This is a genomic window from Nocardioides sp. Root682, from assembly GCF_001427795.1.
Taxonomy (GTDB): Bacteria; Actinomycetota; Actinomycetes; order Propionibacteriales; family Nocardioidaceae; genus Nocardioides.
The window spans coordinates 680,152-696,273 of the sequence record NZ_LMHJ01000003.1; the positions used below are offsets into that span (position 1 = coordinate 680,152).

Genomic DNA, 16,122 nt, shown 5'->3' on the forward strand with positions numbered 1-16,122 from the left:
CGTCGACAAGTGGACCCGAAGGCACCGGGAGCGGGCCTACGGTGGGGGTGATGAGCACCGACCCGGCCGCCAATCTGCCGCAGGCTCCCGTCACCGTCAACGGGACCGTCCGGTCGCTGGCTGCTGCCGGTCCCGCGGTCAACGCGCTCGACTGGCTGCGCGGCATCGGGCTGACCGGGGCGAAGGAGGGTTGCGCCGAGGGTGAGTGCGGCGCCTGCGCGGTCCTGGTCGCCCGGCCCGGCCTGGACGCGCCGACCGAGTGGACGGCCATCAACGCCTGTCTGGTCCCGGCCGCAGCGCTGGTCGGCCAGGAGGTCGTGACCGCCGAAGGCCTGGGCACGCCCGAGGCCCTGCACCCCGTGCAGGCCGAGCTCGCCGGCCGGGGCGGCTCGCAGTGCGGCTACTGCACGCCGGGCTTCGTGTGCAGCATGGCCGCCGAGTTCTACCGGCCGGGGCGTGCGGAGTTCGACCACCACGCGCTCTCGGGCAATCTCTGCCGTTGCACGGGCTACCGGCCGATCATGGACGCAGCCGCTGCGCTCGGAGCACCGTCCGCGGACGACCCCCTTCGACGTCGTACGACGGCCGCAGCGCCGCTCACGCGACCGGTCCGCCTGACGGGGTGGGTCCGCCCGGGCTCCCTCGACGAAGCGCTCGCTGCGCTCGACGGACCGGGAGCGGTTGCGGTTGCGGGGTCGACCGACCTCGGCGTCGAGGCCAACCTGCGGGGTGCCCGGCCGGCGCTCCTGGTCGCGATCGACCAGCTGGACGAGCTGCGTTCGCTGGAGGTGGGTGCGGACTTCGTGGAGATCGGCGCGGCGCTGTCGCTGTCGGAGATCGAGCGGCAGCTCGCGGGCCGGGTCCCGCTGCTGGACGAGGTGTTCCCGCAGTTCGCGTCCCGGCTGATCCGCAACGGGGCGACCATCGGCGGCAACCTCGGCACGGGCTCGCCCATCGGTGACCTCCCGCCGGCGTTGCTGGCGCTGTCCGCGGACGTCGTGCTGGTCTCCCGCGCGGGGGAACGGGTCGTGCCACTGGCCGACTACTTCACTGGCTACCGGGAGACCGTGCTTCAACCCGGTGAGCTGATCGGCCGGGTCCGGATCCCGCAGCCGCTCGCTCCGATGTCGGCGTTCCACAAGATCGCCAAGCGGCGGTTCGACGACATCTCCTCGGTGGCCGTCGCGTTCGCGATCGAGGTGTCTGACGGCGTGGTGGGGCGAGCGGCGATCGGTCTGGGAGGCGTGGCGGCCACGCCGATCCGGGCCGCTGCTGCCGAGGCTGCGCTGGTCGGTCAGCCGTGGTCGGCCGCCACGGTGCAGGCCGCCGCCGAGGTGCTGTCCGGTGAGGGCACCCCGCTCGACGACCACCGCGCGAGTGCGTCGTACCGCAGGGCGATGCTGCGCGAGTCGCTCCTGGGTTTCGAAGCTCGCTCGCGCCTCGACCACCGGGAGGGCGCATGATCGGCCGGTCGCTCCCGCACGAGGCCGCGGCGCTGCACGTCACGGGGCGCGCGCTCTACACCGACGACGTCGCCGCCCGCACGCCCGGACTGCTGCATGCGCACCCCGTCCAGGCGCCCCACGCGCATGCCCGGATCACCCGCCTCGATGTCACGCCGGCCCACCAGGTGCCCGGGGTGGTGCGGGTGCTGACGGCCGCCGACGTGCCGGGCGTCAACGACGCCGGCACCAAGCACGACGAGCCCCTGTTCCCTGACGAGGTGATGTTCCACGGCCACGCCGTCGCGTGGGTGCTCGGCGAGGACCTCGAGAGTGCGCGCCTGGGGGCGTTGGCGGTCGAGGTCGACTACGAGCCGCTGCCGTCGATCATCGAGCTCACCGACGCCATCGCGCAGGAGAGCTTCCAGGGTGCGCGACCACGCCTGGAACGCGGCGACGTCAGCGCTGGACTTGCCGCGAGCAGCCACGTCTTCGAGGGCGAGATCGAGTTCGCCGGGCAGGAGCACTTCTACCTCGAGACCCACGCCTCCCTGGCGAGCATCGACGACGACGGCCAGGTGTTCGTGCAGTGCAGCACCCAGCACCCCACCGAGACGCAGGAGATCGTGGCCCACGTGCTCGGTCTCTCCAGCCACCAGGTGACCGTGCAGTGCCTGCGGATGGGCGGCGGCTTCGGCGGCAAGGAGATGCAGCCGCACGGCTTCGCGGCCATTGCGGCGCTCGGCGCCCGGCTCACCGGACGCCTGGTCCGGGTGCGGTTGACCCGTCAGCAGGACATGACGATGACCGGAAAACGGCACGGCTTCCACGCGGCGTGGAAGGTCGGCTTCGGAGACGACGGCTGCCTGCAGGCACTCGAGGCGACGCTGACCTCCGACGGCGGCTGGAGCCTCGACCTGTCCGAGCCGGTGCTCTCCCGCGCGCTGTGCCACATCGACAACGCCTACTGGATCCCTCACCTGCTGGTGGACGGGCGCATTGCGCGCACCCACAAGACGTCGCAGACCGCGTTCCGCGGCTTCGGCGGCCCGCAGGGGATGCTCGTGATCGAGGACATCCTCGGGCGCTGCGCGCCCTTGTTGGGGATCGCTGCCGACGACCTGCGGCGGCGGAACTTCTACGTCGACGACCAGCCGACGCCGTACGGGCAACCGGTGCGGCACGCGGCGCGTCTCGACCGCGCGTGGCAGCAGGTCCTCGACACCAGCGACTTCGCGAAACGTCGCGATGAAATTGCGCGTCACAACGACCAGGACCCCCATGCCAAGCGGGGTCTGGCGATCACGCCGGTGAAGTTCGGCATCTCCTTCAACTTCACCTCGTTCAACCAGGGTGGCGCACTCGTGCACGTCTACAAGGACGGGTCGGTGCTGATCAACCACGGCGGCACGGAGATGGGACAGGGGCTGCACACGAAGATGCTGCAGGTCGCGGCGACCGCCCTGGACCTGCCGCTGGACCGGGTGCGGCTCGCGCCGACGCGGACCGACAAGGTGCCGAACACCTCCGCCACGGCAGCCAGCTCGGGTGCAGATCTCAACGGCGCGGCCGTGAAGGACGCGTGCGAACAGATCCTGGCGCGACTCGCGCCGGTACGGGAACGCCTCGGCCCGGACATCGCCTGGGAGGACCTGGTGCGCCACGCCTTCCTGGACCGCGTCCAGCTCTGGGCGGCCGGCTTCTACCGGACCCCCGGTCTCAGCTGGGACGCCTCGACCATGCGCGGCAACCCGTTCAAGTACTTCGCCTACGGCGTCGCCGCGGCCGAGGTGGAGGTCGACGGCTTCACGGGCGCCTACCGGGTGACCCGGGTCGACATCGTCCACGACGTCGGCGACAGCCTCTCGCCGCTGGTCGACCTGGGACAGATCGAGGGCGGTTTCGTCCAGGGGGTCGGCTGGCTGACCCTGGAGGACCTGCGCTGGGACACCTCCGACGGCCCGTCGCGCGGTCGGCTCGCGACCCAGTCCGCGTCGACGTACAAGCTGCCGAGCCTGTCGGAGATGCCGACCGACCTCCGGGTCGAGCTGCTGGAGCACGCGGCGGACGACGGCGCGGTCTACGGGTCCAAGGCGGTCGGTGAGCCGCCGTTGATGCTGGCCTTCGCGGTGCGCGAGGCGTTGCGGGAGGCGGTCGCGGCGTTCGGGCCCGACGGTGCGGCCGTGGAGCTCGCATCGCCCGCCACACCGGAAGCCGTCTACTGGGCGATCCAGGCCGCGAAGACCCGAGCAGGGAAGGCGCAGGTGTGACATGGACTGGCTCCGCGCGCTCCAGCACCTCCGCGACGCGCGGACGCCGTGCGTCCTGGTCACCGTCGCCGAGGTCCGCGGTCACGCCCCGCGGGAGGCCGGCGCCAAGCTCGTGGTCACTGCGACCCAGACCTGGGGGAGTGTGGGCGGGGGCAACCTCGAGGAGGCCGCCGTACGACGGGCGCGGGGCCTGCTGGCCGACGGCACCACGACGCCGCTGACCGAGCGCCACGACCTCTCCGACAAGGCGCCGGTCGAGCACGGCGTGCAGTGTTGCGGCGGTGAGGTCACCCTGCTGCTGGAGCCGGTCGGCGTGCTGCCGTCGTACGCGATCTTCGGGATGGGGCACGTCGGCTTCGAGCTGGCGCTGCTGCTCGGCCGTCACGACCTCGAGCTGCACCTGGTCGACTCACGCGCCGACCAGCTCGAGGAGGCGAGGATCGCGCCGCTGCTGACCGGCCCCGCCGACGTCCACGTGCACCGCGTGTCCGTCCTCCCGGAGCTGGTGATCTCCGAGCTGCCGCGTGGGACGCACGCCCTGGTGTTGACCCACGACCACGCCGAGGACCTCGCGTTGCTCGACGCGCTGCTGCGCTCGGACGTGCCCGGGTCGATCGGCTTGATCGGCTCGTCGGCCAAGTGGACCCGGTTCCGGGCGAAGCTGGCGGACCTGGGTCATCCGCCCGAGGAGATCGCCCGGATCCGCACGCCGATCGGGGATCCTGCTGTCACGGGCATCCACGGCAAGGAGCCGGCTGTCATCGCGCTGGGCGTCGCGGTGGAGCTCCTGTCAGTACGCGGTGCGCTTCTCGTGAGCGAGCCACGCGTCGAAGGGTGAGGCCGCGTTCGGCAGCCGCACGGTGTCGATGTCCATCACCCACTCGGACCGCGGTCGCTCGAAGAGCTCGTAGAACTCGCGGTCGTCGAACCCGCCCCGGGCTGCGTCCTCCCGGTCGGCGGCGTAGACGACACGGTCCAGCCGCGCCCACAACGACGCGGACAGGCAGAGCGGGCACGGCTCGCACGAGGTGTAGAGCGAGCAGCCGGCGAGGCTGAACGAGCCGATCGCCGTACACGCGGCGCGGATGGCCATCACCTCGGCATGGGCAGTGGGATCGAGGTCGCGGGTGACCCGGTTCTGTCCGGTGGCGATCAGTCTGCCGTCCTGGACGATGACGGCGCCGAAGGGCCCGCCGCCGTCGTCCACGTTGGCGATCGCGAGCTCGACCGCCCGAGCCAGCCATGCTGCGTCACGGTTCGGGTCGTCGTCCTGGTCGCCGGTCACCGATCGCCTCTCATTCCACTTCGCCGAGTTGTTCGTAAGTCTCGCTGATCCGGCGCACCCGGGTGCTGCCGGTACGCCGACACGCAGCGAGCACCGAGTCCGCCAACACGCTGACCAGCGCCATCGGTGCGGCGTAGCTGTCGAACGCAAGGGTGTGCTGCAGCGGGCACTCGAGCCAGATGCTTGCGTGCGAGGCGTGCGCCACCGCCGTCGGGTCGCCGAGGAGCACGACGGTCGCGCCGGTCGCGTGCGCGGCGCTGAGGAAGGCCGCGAAGTGCTGTGGCCTGCGTCGGAAGCCGACAACGACGACCACGTCTGCCGAGCCGAGCCCGACCAGCTCCTCGCCGGTCGTCTGGCCGGGGACGGGCGCGATCCGGACGTCGTCACGGGCCTGGGCCAGCTGTTCGCGCAGGTGCAGGGCGACGGGGTAGCTGTTGCGCCAGCCGACCACGAGGACCCGCTCGGCGAGTGCGAGCAGGCCGGCGACCTCGGGCAGGCGGGGATGTCCGACCGCGCGCAGGATCGCGGCCTGTTCTGCTGCGGCCAGGGTCTCGGGGTCGGGCGCACCGTCGATCCGGCGCGGCTCCCCGGTCGCGCGCAGCCCGCGGAGGTGCTCGCGCACCTCGTCGAAGTCCGCGAAGCCCAGGCTCCGGAACAGCCGGCTCATCGTCGCCCGCGACACACCGGCCAGCTCGGCCAGCTCGGCGGCGCGGTAGGTCGCGAGGTCGTCGAGGTGCTCGAGCAGCGCTCCGGCCGCGCGGCGCTCCTGGGGGCTCAGGTCATCGTGGCGTTCGGCGATCCGCTGATCGATCCGTTGGGCGATCCGCTGGCCCTTCCCGTCAGCCGACACGATCGACCGCCCAGCGCGCGGCCACCTCGAGCACGGCCTGTTCGAACGCGTCGATCCCGTGTGCGACGTCGACCTCGCGAACACCCTCGTCGGGGTGGTGGCTGATCCCGTCGTGGCAACGGATGAAGAGCATCCCGATGTCGGTGATCGCCGCGATGGCCATGGCGTCGTGCCCGGCGCGGCTCCACAGGCCCATCGGGTTCGGGTCTCCCGTGCTGCGGATGCCCGCGATCACGGCGTCCTTGAGCCAGCCGGCGCACGGCGCGGCCGGTGCCTCGTGGTTCAGGACGACGTCGAGGCGGAGGTCGCGCGCGGTACAGATCCGTTCGAGCTCGGCTTCCAGCTCTGCCCAGGACGCGTCGCGCTCCTCGTCGGTGGCGGCACGCAGGTCGAGGCTGAGGTCGGCGCGACCGGGGATCACGTTCACGGCTCCGGGCAGCACCTCGATCCGCCCGACGGTCGCGATCGTCCCGGCGGCCCGGGCCAGCCGCTCCACCGCGACGATCATCTCGCTGGCGCCGACCAGCGCGTCCCTTCTCCGTTCGTACGGCGTCCCGCCGGCGTGCCGCGCCTCCCCGGTCACGGTGAGCCGGAACCGCCGGGCGCCCGCGATGGTCGTGACGTACCCGAGCGAGGCGTCGGCCGCCTCCAGGTAGGGGCCCTGCTCGATGTGCGCTTCGAGGTACCCGACGAGCTCTTCGGGCCGCCGGGCCGCGTCGCCGACCTGCCGCGGGTCGAGGCCGAACTCCAGGAACGCCTGGTGCAGCGTGATGCCGTCGCGGTCGCGGAGGTCCCACCAGTCCTCGTCCCAGGTGCCGGCAACGGCCTGGCTGCCGAGCAGTGCCTTCCCGAACCGGGCGCCCTCCTCGTCGCTGAAGCCGATCACCTCGAGGGCGAACGGCAGGTCGGTGTCGCGCAGCCGTTCGGCGACCGCGATCGCCATCACGACGCCGAGCATCCCGTCGAAGCTGCCGGCGTCGGGGACGGTGTCGAGGTGGGAGCCGAGGAGCAGGGCGGGGAGGCCGGGCGCGCGGCCCTCGCGCCGGCCGCAGATGTTGCCGGCGGCGTCCTGCCAGACGTGGAGCCCGGCGTCCCGCATCCAGCGCCCGGCGAGGGCGTTGGCCGCGCGATGCTGGGGCGTGAGGTGGGTGCGTTCGAGCCAGGTCTCGGAGGCGGACAGGGCGTCGAGCTCCGAGCAGCGGGCGAGGGCGACCTCGGCGGTCGTCATGCGTAGACCGCCTGGGCCGCGGTGACCCCACCACCCGCAGGTACGGCGACCCCGGCTGCCCGCAGCGCGTGCTCCAGGGCAGCAAGGGTCGTCAGCACCGCGTCCTTGCGGGCGTTGAATCCCATCGTCCCGATCCGCCAGACCTTGCCGTGCAGCGGCCCGAAGGACGTACCGATCTCGATCCCGAAGTCGTCCAGCAGGCTGGCCCGGACCGCGTCACCACCGGCCGGACCGAGCTTGTCGGGGATCTCGACGGCGACGACGTTGTGCATCTTGTGGGCGACGTCGCCGAAGACCGCGAGGCCCAGGCCCAGCACGCCCTCGAGCATCGCCGTGCCGTGCAGGGCGTGCCGCGCGACGGCATGGTCGACGCCTTCCGCATGCAGCAGGCGCGCGCACTCGCGGGCGGCGTACAACATCGAGGTGGCCTCGGTGTGGTGGTTGAGGCGGCGCGGGCCCCAGTAGTCCATGACCATGGCGAGGTCGAAGTAGTTGCTGGCGATGCGGGTGCCGGTCCTGAAGCCCTCGTCCTCATCGTCGTTCACATCGCGAATGCCGGCTTCGACGCGCCCGCGGCCGGCGATCAGATCGACCGCCCTTGGCGAGATCGTGATGGGTGCGGATCCCGGCGGGCCTCCGAGACATTTCTGCAGGCCCGCGGTGGCAATGTCGATGTTCCACGCATCGGCCTCGAAGGTGTTTCCGCCGATCGAGGCCGTCGCGTCGACGTACAGGAGGGCATCGTGGTCTCGACAGATCCGACCAATGTCCGCCAGTGGCTGGCACATGGTGGTCGACGTGTCGCCCTGGACGATGGCCACCAGCTTGGGACGGAGGCGCTCGACGGCCGCTTCCACTGCTTCCGGCGTGAACACCTCGCCCCACGGCACCTCGATGGTGTGCACGTCCGCACCGCAGCGCTGCGCGATCTCGGTGAGCAGGTGACCGAACCGCCCGAACACCGGCACCAGCACGCGATCGCCGGGCTCGATCAGCGACACCAGCGCGGCCTCGATGCCGGCGCGCGAGGTGCCGTCGATGAGGAAGGTCTGCTCGTTGTCGGTGTCGAAGACCTCGCGGTAGAGCCCCATCACCTCGTTCATCGTGGCCGTCATGAACGGGTCGAACTGGCCCACCAGCGGCGCGGCCATCGCCCGCAGCACCCGAGGGTCCACGCCGATCGGGCCGGGGCCCATCAACAACCGTGGCGGGGGAGCGATCTCCTCCATCGGCTCACTCATGACCAGTCCTCTGCAGTTGGGTCCGGGCCAGCATCTGTCCGAGCGTGTCGTCCCGGCCGATCACACGGCCCCGGATCAGCGTGTGCGTCACCCTGGCGTCGTACTTCTGTCCGGCGTAGGCGGAGATCGGGTTGCGGTGCGCGAGGTCGGCGACGTCGACCTCCCACCCCACGCTGTCGTGGACGACCAGGTCGGCGACCGCTCCGACCTCGATCCGGCCGCGGTCGGTGAGGCCGACCAGGTCGGCGGTGTTGCGGGCCATCCAGCGACTGACCTGCTCCAGCCCGATCCCGCGGGCGCCGGCCTCCTGGGCGACCGCGGCGAAGCCGACCTGGAGGCCGGAGATCCCGCCCCAGGCCTGCTGGAGGTCCCCGTTGCCGGCGCACTTGAGGTCGGCGGTCGAGGGGGAGTGGTCGCTCACGATCGTGTCGATGACGCCGGACTGCAGGGCCTGCCAGAGCTCGTCGCGATTGCCCTCGTCGCGGATCGGCGGGCAGCACTTGAACTCCGCTGCGCCGTCAGGAATCTGCTCGGCCGAGAAGCAGAGGTAGTGCGGGCAGGTCTCGACCGTGACGCGCAGGCCCTCGGCGCGGGCATCGGCGAGGACGTCGAGCGAGCGCGCGCTGGAGAGGTGCAGGACGTGCACCCGGCACCCGGTCTCGCGTGCGCCGTCGAGCAGGTGCCGGATCGCCGCCACCTCGGCCTCGGCTGGCCGGCTCAGCAGGAAGTCGGAGTAGGCACGGCTGGGCGGGTGCGGCGCTGCCTCGAGTACGGCGGCGTCCTCCGCGTGCACGATGAGCAACCCGTCGAACGCGGCGATCTCGGTGAGGGCACGTTGGAGCTGGGGAGGGTCGAGGTGCGGGAACTCGTCGACCCCGGACGGCGCGAGGAAGCACTTGAAGCCGAAGACGCCCTTGTCCCACAGGCGTTCCAGCGAGCCGAGGCTGTCGGGCACGGCGCCGCCCCAGAAGCCGACGTCGACGGCGAGCTGTCCGGCGGCTGCGGCCTGTTTCGCAGCGAGCGCGTCGACCGTGGTCGTCGAGGGGATCGAGTTCAGCGGCATGTCGATCAGCGTGGTCACCCCGCCGAGTGCAGCCGCCCGGGTCGCTGTCGCAAAGCCTTCCCACGCGGTGCGGCCGGGCTCGTTGACGTGCACGTGCGTGTCGACGACGCCGGGGAGCAGGTGCGCCGTGTCGGGGAGCTCCAGCACGTCGCCGGCGACCGGGGCGTCGTACGACGCGAGGGCGGTGACGACGTCGTCGCGGATCAGCACGGTGGCGGGCGCGAACCCATCACCGACCAGCACCTGCCGGCCACGGACGGCGTCGTACGTCACCGGCATGCGGTCAGCCCGCGATCCCGGCCCAGGCACGCGGCTCGGTGGTCTCGTTGCGGGACAGGGTCGCCGAGATCAGGCCGTAGGGCCGGTCGGCTGCGAAGAACACCTCGCCGGGATTGTCGAGGCCGAACGGCGCCAGGTCGACGAGGAAGTGGTGCTTGTTGGGGCACACGATCCGGATCTCGGCGACCTCGGGGCAGACGTCGAGTGCGGCCGCGCCCATGGCGTTGATCGTCTGCTGCAGCGCGAGGCTGTGCGTGCTGGCGAACGCCTCGGTCATCGCTGCGTGGATCGTCGCGTGCGCGGTGTCCCAGGCGACGTCCGAGGTCGCATAACGCCAGGTCGCGGTCACGCTTGTCGCGAGAATTCGGTCATTGGTCTCGCCGAGCGAGGTGTACTGGTCCCGGGGGAAGCCGTGGAACTCGCTGCCGGTGCTCTTGAGCAGCACCAGGTCGCTGAGTCCGGCCAGCACGAACGTCTCGTCGCCGTACGTCTGCACCCAGGCGGTGCGGGTGGAGTCACCGGTGCGGACGAAGGAGTGCCCATTGGCAGGCAACCGGTCCCAGGTGAACTGCTCGGCGTGGAACCAGGTGCCCGTGACCCACGGCTGGGCGCGCCAGTGGTCGGCGAGCTCGAGCAGGAACTGCTCCGGCGTCTCGACGCCACGCTCGCGGGCCAGGGCGAAGACGGTGTTCTTCTGGGTGTCGGTCGCGTGCACGTGGGCGTTGTCGCCCTCGGTGTACGCCGTCGCGAAGTCTCCGCGCAGCTGGGTGGTGACGTTGAGGTCGTGGAGCACGTGGTCCGCCCCGGCGGTCCGGTCGACCTTCACGAGCCGGCACTCCGCCTTGCCGTGCTGCAGGTCGGACAGCACGTAGTCGTTCTGCTCGTCACTCATCAGCTGCCCCGGTAGGTCGTGTACGAGAACGGACTGAGCAGCAAGGCCACGTGGTAGTGCTCCTGGCCCGGCTCGACAGTGAAGTGCAGCGTCACGCCGGGGTAGAAGGTCTTCCGCTGTTGCTTGCCGAACCACGGTCCCGTCGCGAAGGTCAGTCGGTAGTCGCCGGGCGCGAGGTCCTGCCCGAACCGCACCCGCCCGTCGGCGTCCGTGACCGCCTCGGCGATCGCGGCCTCCACCGAGGTCAGCAGTACGGCGATGCCGGCCGCCGGTCGCCCGAGGGCAGCGTCGAGCACGTGGGTGGAGCAGGTGCTCACGGTGCGACCTCCAGGTCGGTCTCGATCAGGTCGGCGTCGATCAGGTCGGCGAGGCGCAGCAGCGCGATCTCGCCCAGCTGCTGTCGGGTCACCTCGAGCTCGGTCACGGGGTCATTGTCGAGGCGCTGCTCCAGCAGCGCCAGCATCTCCGCGCCGCTGCGCCCCTTCGCCCGCACGAGGTAGATCCGGTCGAACCGCTCCTCGTAGCGCGCGTTGCCGTCGCGCAGGCGTTCAGCGAGGTCCCGGTCGCCCGGATCGACGCCTGCTTGCTCGTTCTTCGAATGATCGGCGGTCGCACTGCCCGGGGCTGCTCGCTCGCCGATCCGCGGGTGGTCGGCCAGCGCGGCCTCGACGTCGGCCGTCGCCCACCCCACTACCTGGGCGCGACCGGCGTCGAGAAGCTGGCTCGTGTCGTCGTACGGACGACCGGAGGCGAGCTCGGTGACCCAGGAGTCGATGTCCACGCAGGCCCGCAGCGCGGCCGCGACCTCAGCGTCGGACAACGCATTGAACTCCTCGATCCGCACCCTGCCTCCTGTCCCTGGCCGCCGGGCGGGATCGCCGACGACCTGAAACTAGATCCTCCCTGTGACAGCCACGCGAAACAATCGTTTCAGGGAGGTCAATTGCGTGAGGAGCTCGAGAGTGGCTGGTACAGCTCGATCGGGAAGTGCACGCCCTTGACCATCACCTCGCCGCGCGGCTCGCAGGCCACGGAGTCCTTGACGAGGTGCCAGCTGGTGTTGGAGAGCAGGATGCCGCCGGGCTCTGCCTGGGCCTGCACCCGGGCGGCGATGTTCATCTGCAGCCCGATCCCGGTGTACGTCGCCCGGAGCGCCGATCCGAAGGTGCCGACCGAGACGACGCCGGTGTTGATCCCGATCCGCGCGTTGGCCGGCTCCACGATGCCGTGTGCGAACCAGGCCGCGCTCCACTCGGCCAGCGATGCCTGCAGCTCCCGTGCTGCGGCGACCGCCGAGTGGACCTGGTCGACGGGATCGACCTCTTGGGGCGCGCCGAAGATGGCCATGACGCCGTCGCCGGCGAACTCGGTGACGGTGCCGCCGTGACGTTCGACGAGGTCGGAGACGGCGCCGAGGTAGTCATTGATGATGTGGGCGAGGGCCTCGGGGTCGATCCGGTCAGCCATCGCGGTGAATCCGACGACGTCGGAGGAGAACACGGTGATCCGGCGCCGTTGCGGCTCGTCGACCGACGTGTCGCCGAGCTCGATCCGGGAGACCACCGAGTCGGGGACGTAGCGGCGGATCAGGCGACGTTGGTACGCCAGGAGGTGCTCGCCGACGTACCGCGTCCGCAGGTCGCGTTCGTTCGCGAACGCCATGGCCGGTCCCACCAGCAGTGCGGCGAGCACGATGAAGACCAGGGCGAGGACTACGTTCTGGTCGGTGCGTTCGGCCGTGAGGAAGACGCTCAGCTCGCCAGCCGTGGTGATGACGAGACCGGTGAGGAGGGTGGAGCGGAACGGCAGCTGGACGAGTGGTGCCAGCAGTCCGAAGAACGTCGCGGCCATGGCGAAGCCCGTCGGTTCGAGCCTCGGCACCCATGGCAGCAGCACGGCGATGGTGGTGACCGCGGTCAGGATGACCAGCGTCGTACCGACGAGGATCGCCAGTCTCGGCTCCGGTCGCCGGAGGTAGGTGATGCCGACGAGCAGGGCAGGGATGTTGATCCCCCAGCAGATGACCAGCACCGCAGCTGAGTGCTCCGTGTCCATGTACAGGATCAGGATCAACGGGTTGACGACCCAGGCCAGGATCGAGGCCCAGCCCATCGCCCTGCCGAGCGGGCAGAACCGTTGGATGTACCAGGCCCGGTACGCCGTCTCCACGGGCGCGTCGAACCGCCCGAGGGGTCCGTGTCGCGCCAGCGTCGCTGCGCCGTCCGTGGGTAGGAGCTCCGCGATCCGCACCCTGCCTCCTGTCCCCGGTCGCTGCGACTGGATCGCCGACGGCCTGAGGACAAGATCCTCCCATCGACGCTTGGGCGAAACCATCGTTTCAGGTGGCTTCGCCAGGCATGTCGACGTTGTCGCCGCGCGGACATGGGAGAAAGCGTCTGCAGATCCTTGCTTTTCGAACGCCTGTTCGGTATCATCTATGTATGATCTCGGGTCTCGCGGGGATGTCGCCGGAGCAGTTGCTCCAGACGGCTGACGACGTGCTGCTCAAGAGCCGTGAAGCCGAGGTCGAGAAGCTCCAGGTCCTGCTGGCGTGGGCTGATTGGTTCTCGGGTGACCCGCAGGACGAACCGAATGCGGTCCCGGTCCGGTACGGCGGCCCGCGGTTGATCTCCTGGGGTGGGGAGGGCACTCCGAAGGTCTCGGACCTGGCTCTGGTGGAGATGGCGATCGCTCGCCGGGAGTCGGTGTTCACCACCCGGCGCCGATTGGCCGATGCGTTCGACCTGCGCCACCGGCTCCCCTTGGTGTGGGCCGGGTTGCAGGCGTTGCGTTGCGAGACCTGGGTCGGCACCAAGGTCGCCGCGATGTCCCGCAAGCTCACCCTCGAACAGGTCGCGCTCGTGGATGTCGCGGTCGCTGCGGCGCTCGATGAGGCGCCGGCACGGATCCTGGAGATCGCTGAAGCCAAGATCATCGAGGCCGACCCGGTCGGGCACCGGGAGCGGATCGATGCGAACCGCGCTCGTAAGGGTGTGTGGCACTCGCGCCCCAAGCCCGGCGACTCGGTCGAGGGCGAAACGGCCGGTGTGGGTTCGGTGTTCGCGCGGATCGATGAGGTCGACCTCGAAGCGCACCGCGAGTTCATCGAGGAGCTCGCCCAGGCTCTGGCTGCGAACGCCCCGGCCCCGGTTGAGGGCGAGGAGCCGTTGTCGATGGACCACTGGCGTGCCGAAGCTTTCGCGATGCTCGCCGACCCCGCCGCCGTCCTGGCCTTCCTCCGCGGCGAAACCGAACAGACCGCCGACGCACCCACCGACGAATCCACCGAGACACCCGAAGCCCCCGAGGCACCTGCAGCCAGCCCGGCCGCAACGCCGGCGGCCGGCCCGACTGCGACGGTGGTCGTGCACGTCGCCCAGGACCCCGACACCGGTGCCCTCGGCCCCGTGGCCCGCGTCGAAGGCCTCGGCCCGAGACTCCTGTCCCAGGTCCGCGACCTGCTCCGCCGGCACGCCAACGTCACCGTCACCCCGGTCATCGACCTGCACACCGGGCGCTCGGTCAACGGTTACGAACACCCCACCGACGTCAAGACCCGCACCGAGCTCCGCACCCTCGGAGACGTCTTCCCCCACGCCGTCGGCCTGTTCACCAGGACCGGTCGACCACCCGATCACGACCACACGGTGCCGTACGACAAGAACGGCCCATCCGGGCAGACCGGGGATCACAACGACACCCCGCTCCGGCGACATCACCATCGCGCCAAAACGCATGCCGGCTATTCGGTCCATCAGCTCGGACCCGACCGCTGGATCTGGCGTACGCCCCACGGACTGCACCGTCTCGTCACCACCCACGGCACCACGGTGATCACTGCAGGTGAGTTCTTCGCGCTCAGGCTTGCCGCGGCATAACCGGGCGCGTGGAACCGCTCGCGTGCGACAGCCGTCGAACGCCCATGGTCGTGCAGATCAAACTCATCCGAGTGGCCGTCGCCGGCGCCGTGTGTGCTGCCGTTGTCGTGCTGGGCGGGTGCTCCGGTGACGCGTGCGAGCCCTCAACTGCCGACTGCTCCAGCCAGGTCCGGATCGGCGAGCGCGTGTACACGTCCCATGGCTTCACAGAACGTGCCGCGACCAGGTTCGCGAAGGCCGACGTGGCCGAGTGCCAGGACACCGGCTGTGACCCGAAGGGGTCGGTCTTTTCGGGGGAGCCGACGCAGATGACGGTGTGGTCGTTCGAGGGGTACTCGACCGATCAGGTGGTGGGCACTCGCTTCGATGACGATTCGTTCGCCGTGTTCGTCGCCGACTCAGTTTCCGACCAGGAAGCCGAGCGTCTCCTGCAGGAGCTCGCCAGCGCTGAGTCATGAGGCCTTCCCCTCACGTGTCGTACTCGAGCCCGTCCCAAGGCTCGTAGTACGCGATGAAGTTGCCGGGCTCGATGTTGATCGAGTAGTCGCCCTCGAACTCTGACACTGCCCAACCAAACTCCACGTGGTCAATCGTCCGGAGGAACGGCTCGACGGTGATCGGCTCGAGCTCGTAGTCACCGAGCTCTGCGAGCCTCTTCTCGATGAGGTCGTCTGCGTCCGCGCTGGCTGCCTGGCCGGGTGGCACCCCATCCGCGCGCGACACCCTGTCGACGCGAATCTCTGAGAAACTCCCATCCGCATTCCAGAGGAAGAGACCCACGTAACCGGCGCTGCTCTCAGTCGCTGAGTCGAACTCGAAGAGCTCGTCGCTCAGGAAGAACTTGCGTCCGTCCTCGGCCGTTCCCGCGTACGGCACGTGGTAGTCGTCAGGCGCGATCGTGAAGCGTTCCGGTGCGACCGGAGAGCTGCTCCCCTCGCGATCGGTCTCGGGTCTCCGGTCGTCGCCCTCGGTTGACGTCGAGCATCCGGCGCACATGGCAACGAGGGTCGCGAGCAGGACGAGCAGACGGCGAGCCATGGCGGCATCTTGTCAGGAGCCTCGCGTGGCCCGCGGGCGCTCAGCCGCTCAGTACCAGCGGTGCGCCACGTCCACGACGAGCCGGTGCCCACCCCCGGAGGTGCTCAGGACGAAGACGCGCATCGGCAGCCTCGCCCGCACGCCGAGCCCGATCGTGGTCTGCCCCTCGAAGGTGCCCGCCCAGGCGACCTGGCGGAAGGTCCGGTAGCCGGCGACATCGACGAGTTCGCGTCGGTTGGCTGGCCGGTAGGTGAGCTTGCCGTTGGCGTCGTACGCCGGCGCCCTGACGATGATCTGCAACCGGGCGCCACCCCGGAGCGGAACGGGTGCGCCGGACGCGTCCATGGTGACCGCTTTGACGTACTTGACCACGTATCCGGGCGCGCCCCTGCCCCTGGCGTTGACGTCGATCACCAGCCTGTCGAAGCAGGCGTGCCGACCGGACCGTACGTTCGTGATCTGCTTGCTGGAGTACGACGACCGTGCCTTCGCGAGCGACCCCCACTGCGCCGCACACGCAGATGCTGAGGCCGTCGGCGTCGAGGTGACCGCCCCGAGCGGCGCGATGCTCACCGAGAGGGCGAGTGCGAGAACGAGCAGGCGCACGATGCGCCGGATGTGCTGGGAAGTGTTCATGGTGTCCTCCTCTGGACACC

Annotated in this window: 16 protein-coding genes; 5 read left to right on the forward strand and 11 right to left on the reverse strand. The window is 70.4% G+C overall.

The genetic code is table 11. The annotated features are described in order from the left end of the window. Positions 1-50: 50 nt before the first annotated feature. From ASD84_RS18550 to xdhC, 3 genes are read left to right on the forward strand one after another with little or no spacing between them, the layout of a single operon-like run. A complete protein-coding gene (locus ASD84_RS18550) occupies positions 51-1,463 on the forward strand; it encodes a xanthine dehydrogenase small subunit (RefSeq protein ID WP_056713547.1) in 1,413 nt (470 codons plus the stop codon). Next, positions 1,460-3,712: a xanthine dehydrogenase molybdopterin binding subunit gene (gene xdhB / locus ASD84_RS18555; protein WP_056713549.1), complete on the forward strand. Its 2,253-nt coding sequence runs from the start codon at positions 1,460-1,462 to the stop codon at positions 3,710-3,712. The genes ASD84_RS18550 and xdhB overlap by 4 nt, the downstream gene beginning before the upstream one ends. A gap of 1 nt (position 3,713) precedes the next feature. Then, on the forward strand, positions 3,714-4,550 hold the full coding sequence (gene xdhC / locus ASD84_RS18560; protein ID WP_056713551.1) for a xanthine dehydrogenase accessory protein XdhC: 837 nt from the start codon (positions 3,714-3,716) through the stop codon (positions 4,548-4,550). On the opposite strand, the gene ASD84_RS18565 is transcribed toward xdhC, so the two are convergent. The 9 genes from ASD84_RS18565 to ASD84_RS18605 form a co-directional block, all read right to left on the reverse strand. Then, complete coding sequence (locus tag ASD84_RS18565; RefSeq protein WP_056713553.1) at positions 4,503-4,997, reverse strand: nucleoside deaminase; 495 nt, start codon at positions 4,995-4,997, stop codon at positions 4,503-4,505. The two genes, xdhC and ASD84_RS18565, sit on opposite strands and share 48 nt — an antisense overlap. A gap of 10 nt (positions 4,998-5,007) precedes the next feature. Further along, on the reverse strand, positions 5,008-5,847 hold the full coding sequence (locus ASD84_RS18570; RefSeq protein ID WP_235531174.1) for a MurR/RpiR family transcriptional regulator: 840 nt from the start codon (positions 5,845-5,847) through the stop codon (positions 5,008-5,010). Then, entirely contained in the window at positions 5,837-7,075 is a 1,239-nt protein-coding gene (locus tag ASD84_RS18575; protein WP_056713555.1) for an allantoate amidohydrolase, read from the reverse strand. Before ASD84_RS18575 ends, ASD84_RS18570 begins: the two co-directional genes overlap by 11 nt. Beyond that, positions 7,072-8,316 carry a pyridoxal-phosphate-dependent aminotransferase family protein gene (locus ASD84_RS18580; RefSeq protein ID WP_056713557.1) on the reverse strand — a complete coding sequence of 415 codons (1,245 nt, stop codon included), beginning with the start codon at positions 8,314-8,316 and terminating at the stop codon, positions 7,072-7,074. Before ASD84_RS18580 ends, ASD84_RS18575 begins: the two co-directional genes overlap by 4 nt. Further along, entirely contained in the window at positions 8,309-9,658 is a 1,350-nt protein-coding gene (gene allB / locus ASD84_RS18585) for an allantoinase AllB (RefSeq protein WP_056713559.1), read from the reverse strand. The genes ASD84_RS18580 and allB overlap by 8 nt, the downstream gene beginning before the upstream one ends. Positions 9,659-9,662: 4 nt before the next feature. Further along, the gene (gene pucL, locus ASD84_RS18590; RefSeq protein ID WP_056713560.1) at positions 9,663-10,550 is read right to left on the reverse strand and encodes a factor-independent urate hydroxylase; all 888 of its coding nucleotides are present in this window, start codon (positions 10,548-10,550) and stop codon (positions 9,663-9,665) included. Further along, positions 10,550-10,867 (reverse strand): hydroxyisourate hydrolase, encoded by a 318-nt coding sequence (gene uraH, locus ASD84_RS18595; protein WP_056713562.1) that lies wholly within the window; start codon positions 10,865-10,867, stop codon positions 10,550-10,552. Before uraH ends, pucL begins: the two co-directional genes overlap by 1 nt. Continuing rightward, on the reverse strand, positions 10,864-11,394 hold the full coding sequence (gene uraD, locus ASD84_RS18600; RefSeq protein WP_056713564.1) for a 2-oxo-4-hydroxy-4-carboxy-5-ureidoimidazoline decarboxylase: 531 nt from the start codon (positions 11,392-11,394) through the stop codon (positions 10,864-10,866). Before uraD ends, uraH begins: the two co-directional genes overlap by 4 nt. 95 nt (positions 11,395-11,489) lie before the next feature. Then, a complete protein-coding gene (locus ASD84_RS18605; RefSeq protein WP_056713565.1) occupies positions 11,490-12,800 on the reverse strand; it encodes an adenylate/guanylate cyclase domain-containing protein in 1,311 nt (436 codons plus the stop codon). Positions 12,801-12,991: 191 nt separating this feature from the next. On the opposite strand from ASD84_RS18605, the gene ASD84_RS18610 reads away from it, so the two are divergent. Together ASD84_RS18610 and ASD84_RS18615 are read left to right on the forward strand one after the other, a co-directional pair. Further along, positions 12,992-14,428, forward strand: a complete 1,437-nt coding sequence (locus tag ASD84_RS18610) for a hypothetical protein (protein WP_200954635.1) — start codon at positions 12,992-12,994, stop codon at positions 14,426-14,428. A 50-nt stretch (positions 14,429-14,478) separates the two neighbouring features. Then, positions 14,479-14,886 (forward strand): DUF6281 family protein, encoded by a 408-nt coding sequence (locus tag ASD84_RS18615; RefSeq protein ID WP_156392098.1) that lies wholly within the window; start codon positions 14,479-14,481, stop codon positions 14,884-14,886. Between the two features lie 10 nt (positions 14,887-14,896). Here the strand turns inward: ASD84_RS18615 and ASD84_RS18620 are convergent, their stop codons facing one another. Then, positions 14,897-15,466, reverse strand: coding sequence for a hypothetical protein (locus ASD84_RS18620; protein ID WP_056713571.1), 570 nt, complete (start codon positions 15,464-15,466; stop codon positions 14,897-14,899). A 48-nt stretch (positions 15,467-15,514) separates the two neighbouring features. After that, positions 15,515-16,102: a hypothetical protein gene (locus ASD84_RS18625; RefSeq protein WP_056713573.1), complete on the reverse strand. Its 588-nt coding sequence runs from the start codon at positions 16,100-16,102 to the stop codon at positions 15,515-15,517. Positions 16,103-16,122: the final 20 nt, after the last annotated feature.

What these genes read in the sequence shown, in the direction of transcription:
- ASD84_RS18550 (WP_056713547.1), top strand. Translation starts at nt 51, where the DNA reads ATGAGCACCGACCCGGCCGCCAATCTGCCGCAGGCTCCCGTCACCGTC.
- xdhB (WP_056713549.1), top strand. Translation starts at nt 1,460, where the DNA reads ATGATCGGCCGGTCGCTCCCGCACGAGGCCGCGGCGCTGCACGTCACG.
- xdhC (WP_056713551.1), top strand. Translation starts at nt 3,714, where the DNA reads ATGGACTGGCTCCGCGCGCTCCAGCACCTCCGCGACGCGCGGACGCCG.
- ASD84_RS18575 (WP_056713555.1), bottom strand. Translation starts at nt 7,075, where the DNA reads ATGACGACCGCCGAGGTCGCCCTCGCCCGCTGCTCGGAGCTCGACGCC.
- ASD84_RS18580 (WP_056713557.1), bottom strand. Translation starts at nt 8,316, where the DNA reads ATGAGTGAGCCGATGGAGGAGATCGCTCCCCCGCCACGGTTGTTGATG.
- allB (WP_056713559.1), bottom strand. Translation starts at nt 9,658, where the DNA reads ATGCCGGTGACGTACGACGCCGTCCGTGGCCGGCAGGTGCTGGTCGGT.
- pucL (WP_056713560.1), bottom strand. Translation starts at nt 10,550, where the DNA reads ATGAGTGACGAGCAGAACGACTACGTGCTGTCCGACCTGCAGCACGGC.
- ASD84_RS18610 (WP_200954635.1), top strand. Translation starts at nt 12,992, where the DNA reads ATGATCTCGGGTCTCGCGGGGATGTCGCCGGAGCAGTTGCTCCAGACG.
- ASD84_RS18620 (WP_056713571.1), bottom strand. Translation starts at nt 15,466, where the DNA reads ATGGCTCGCCGTCTGCTCGTCCTGCTCGCGACCCTCGTTGCCATGTGC.
- ASD84_RS18625 (WP_056713573.1), bottom strand. Translation starts at nt 16,102, where the DNA reads ATGAACACTTCCCAGCACATCCGGCGCATCGTGCGCCTGCTCGTTCTC.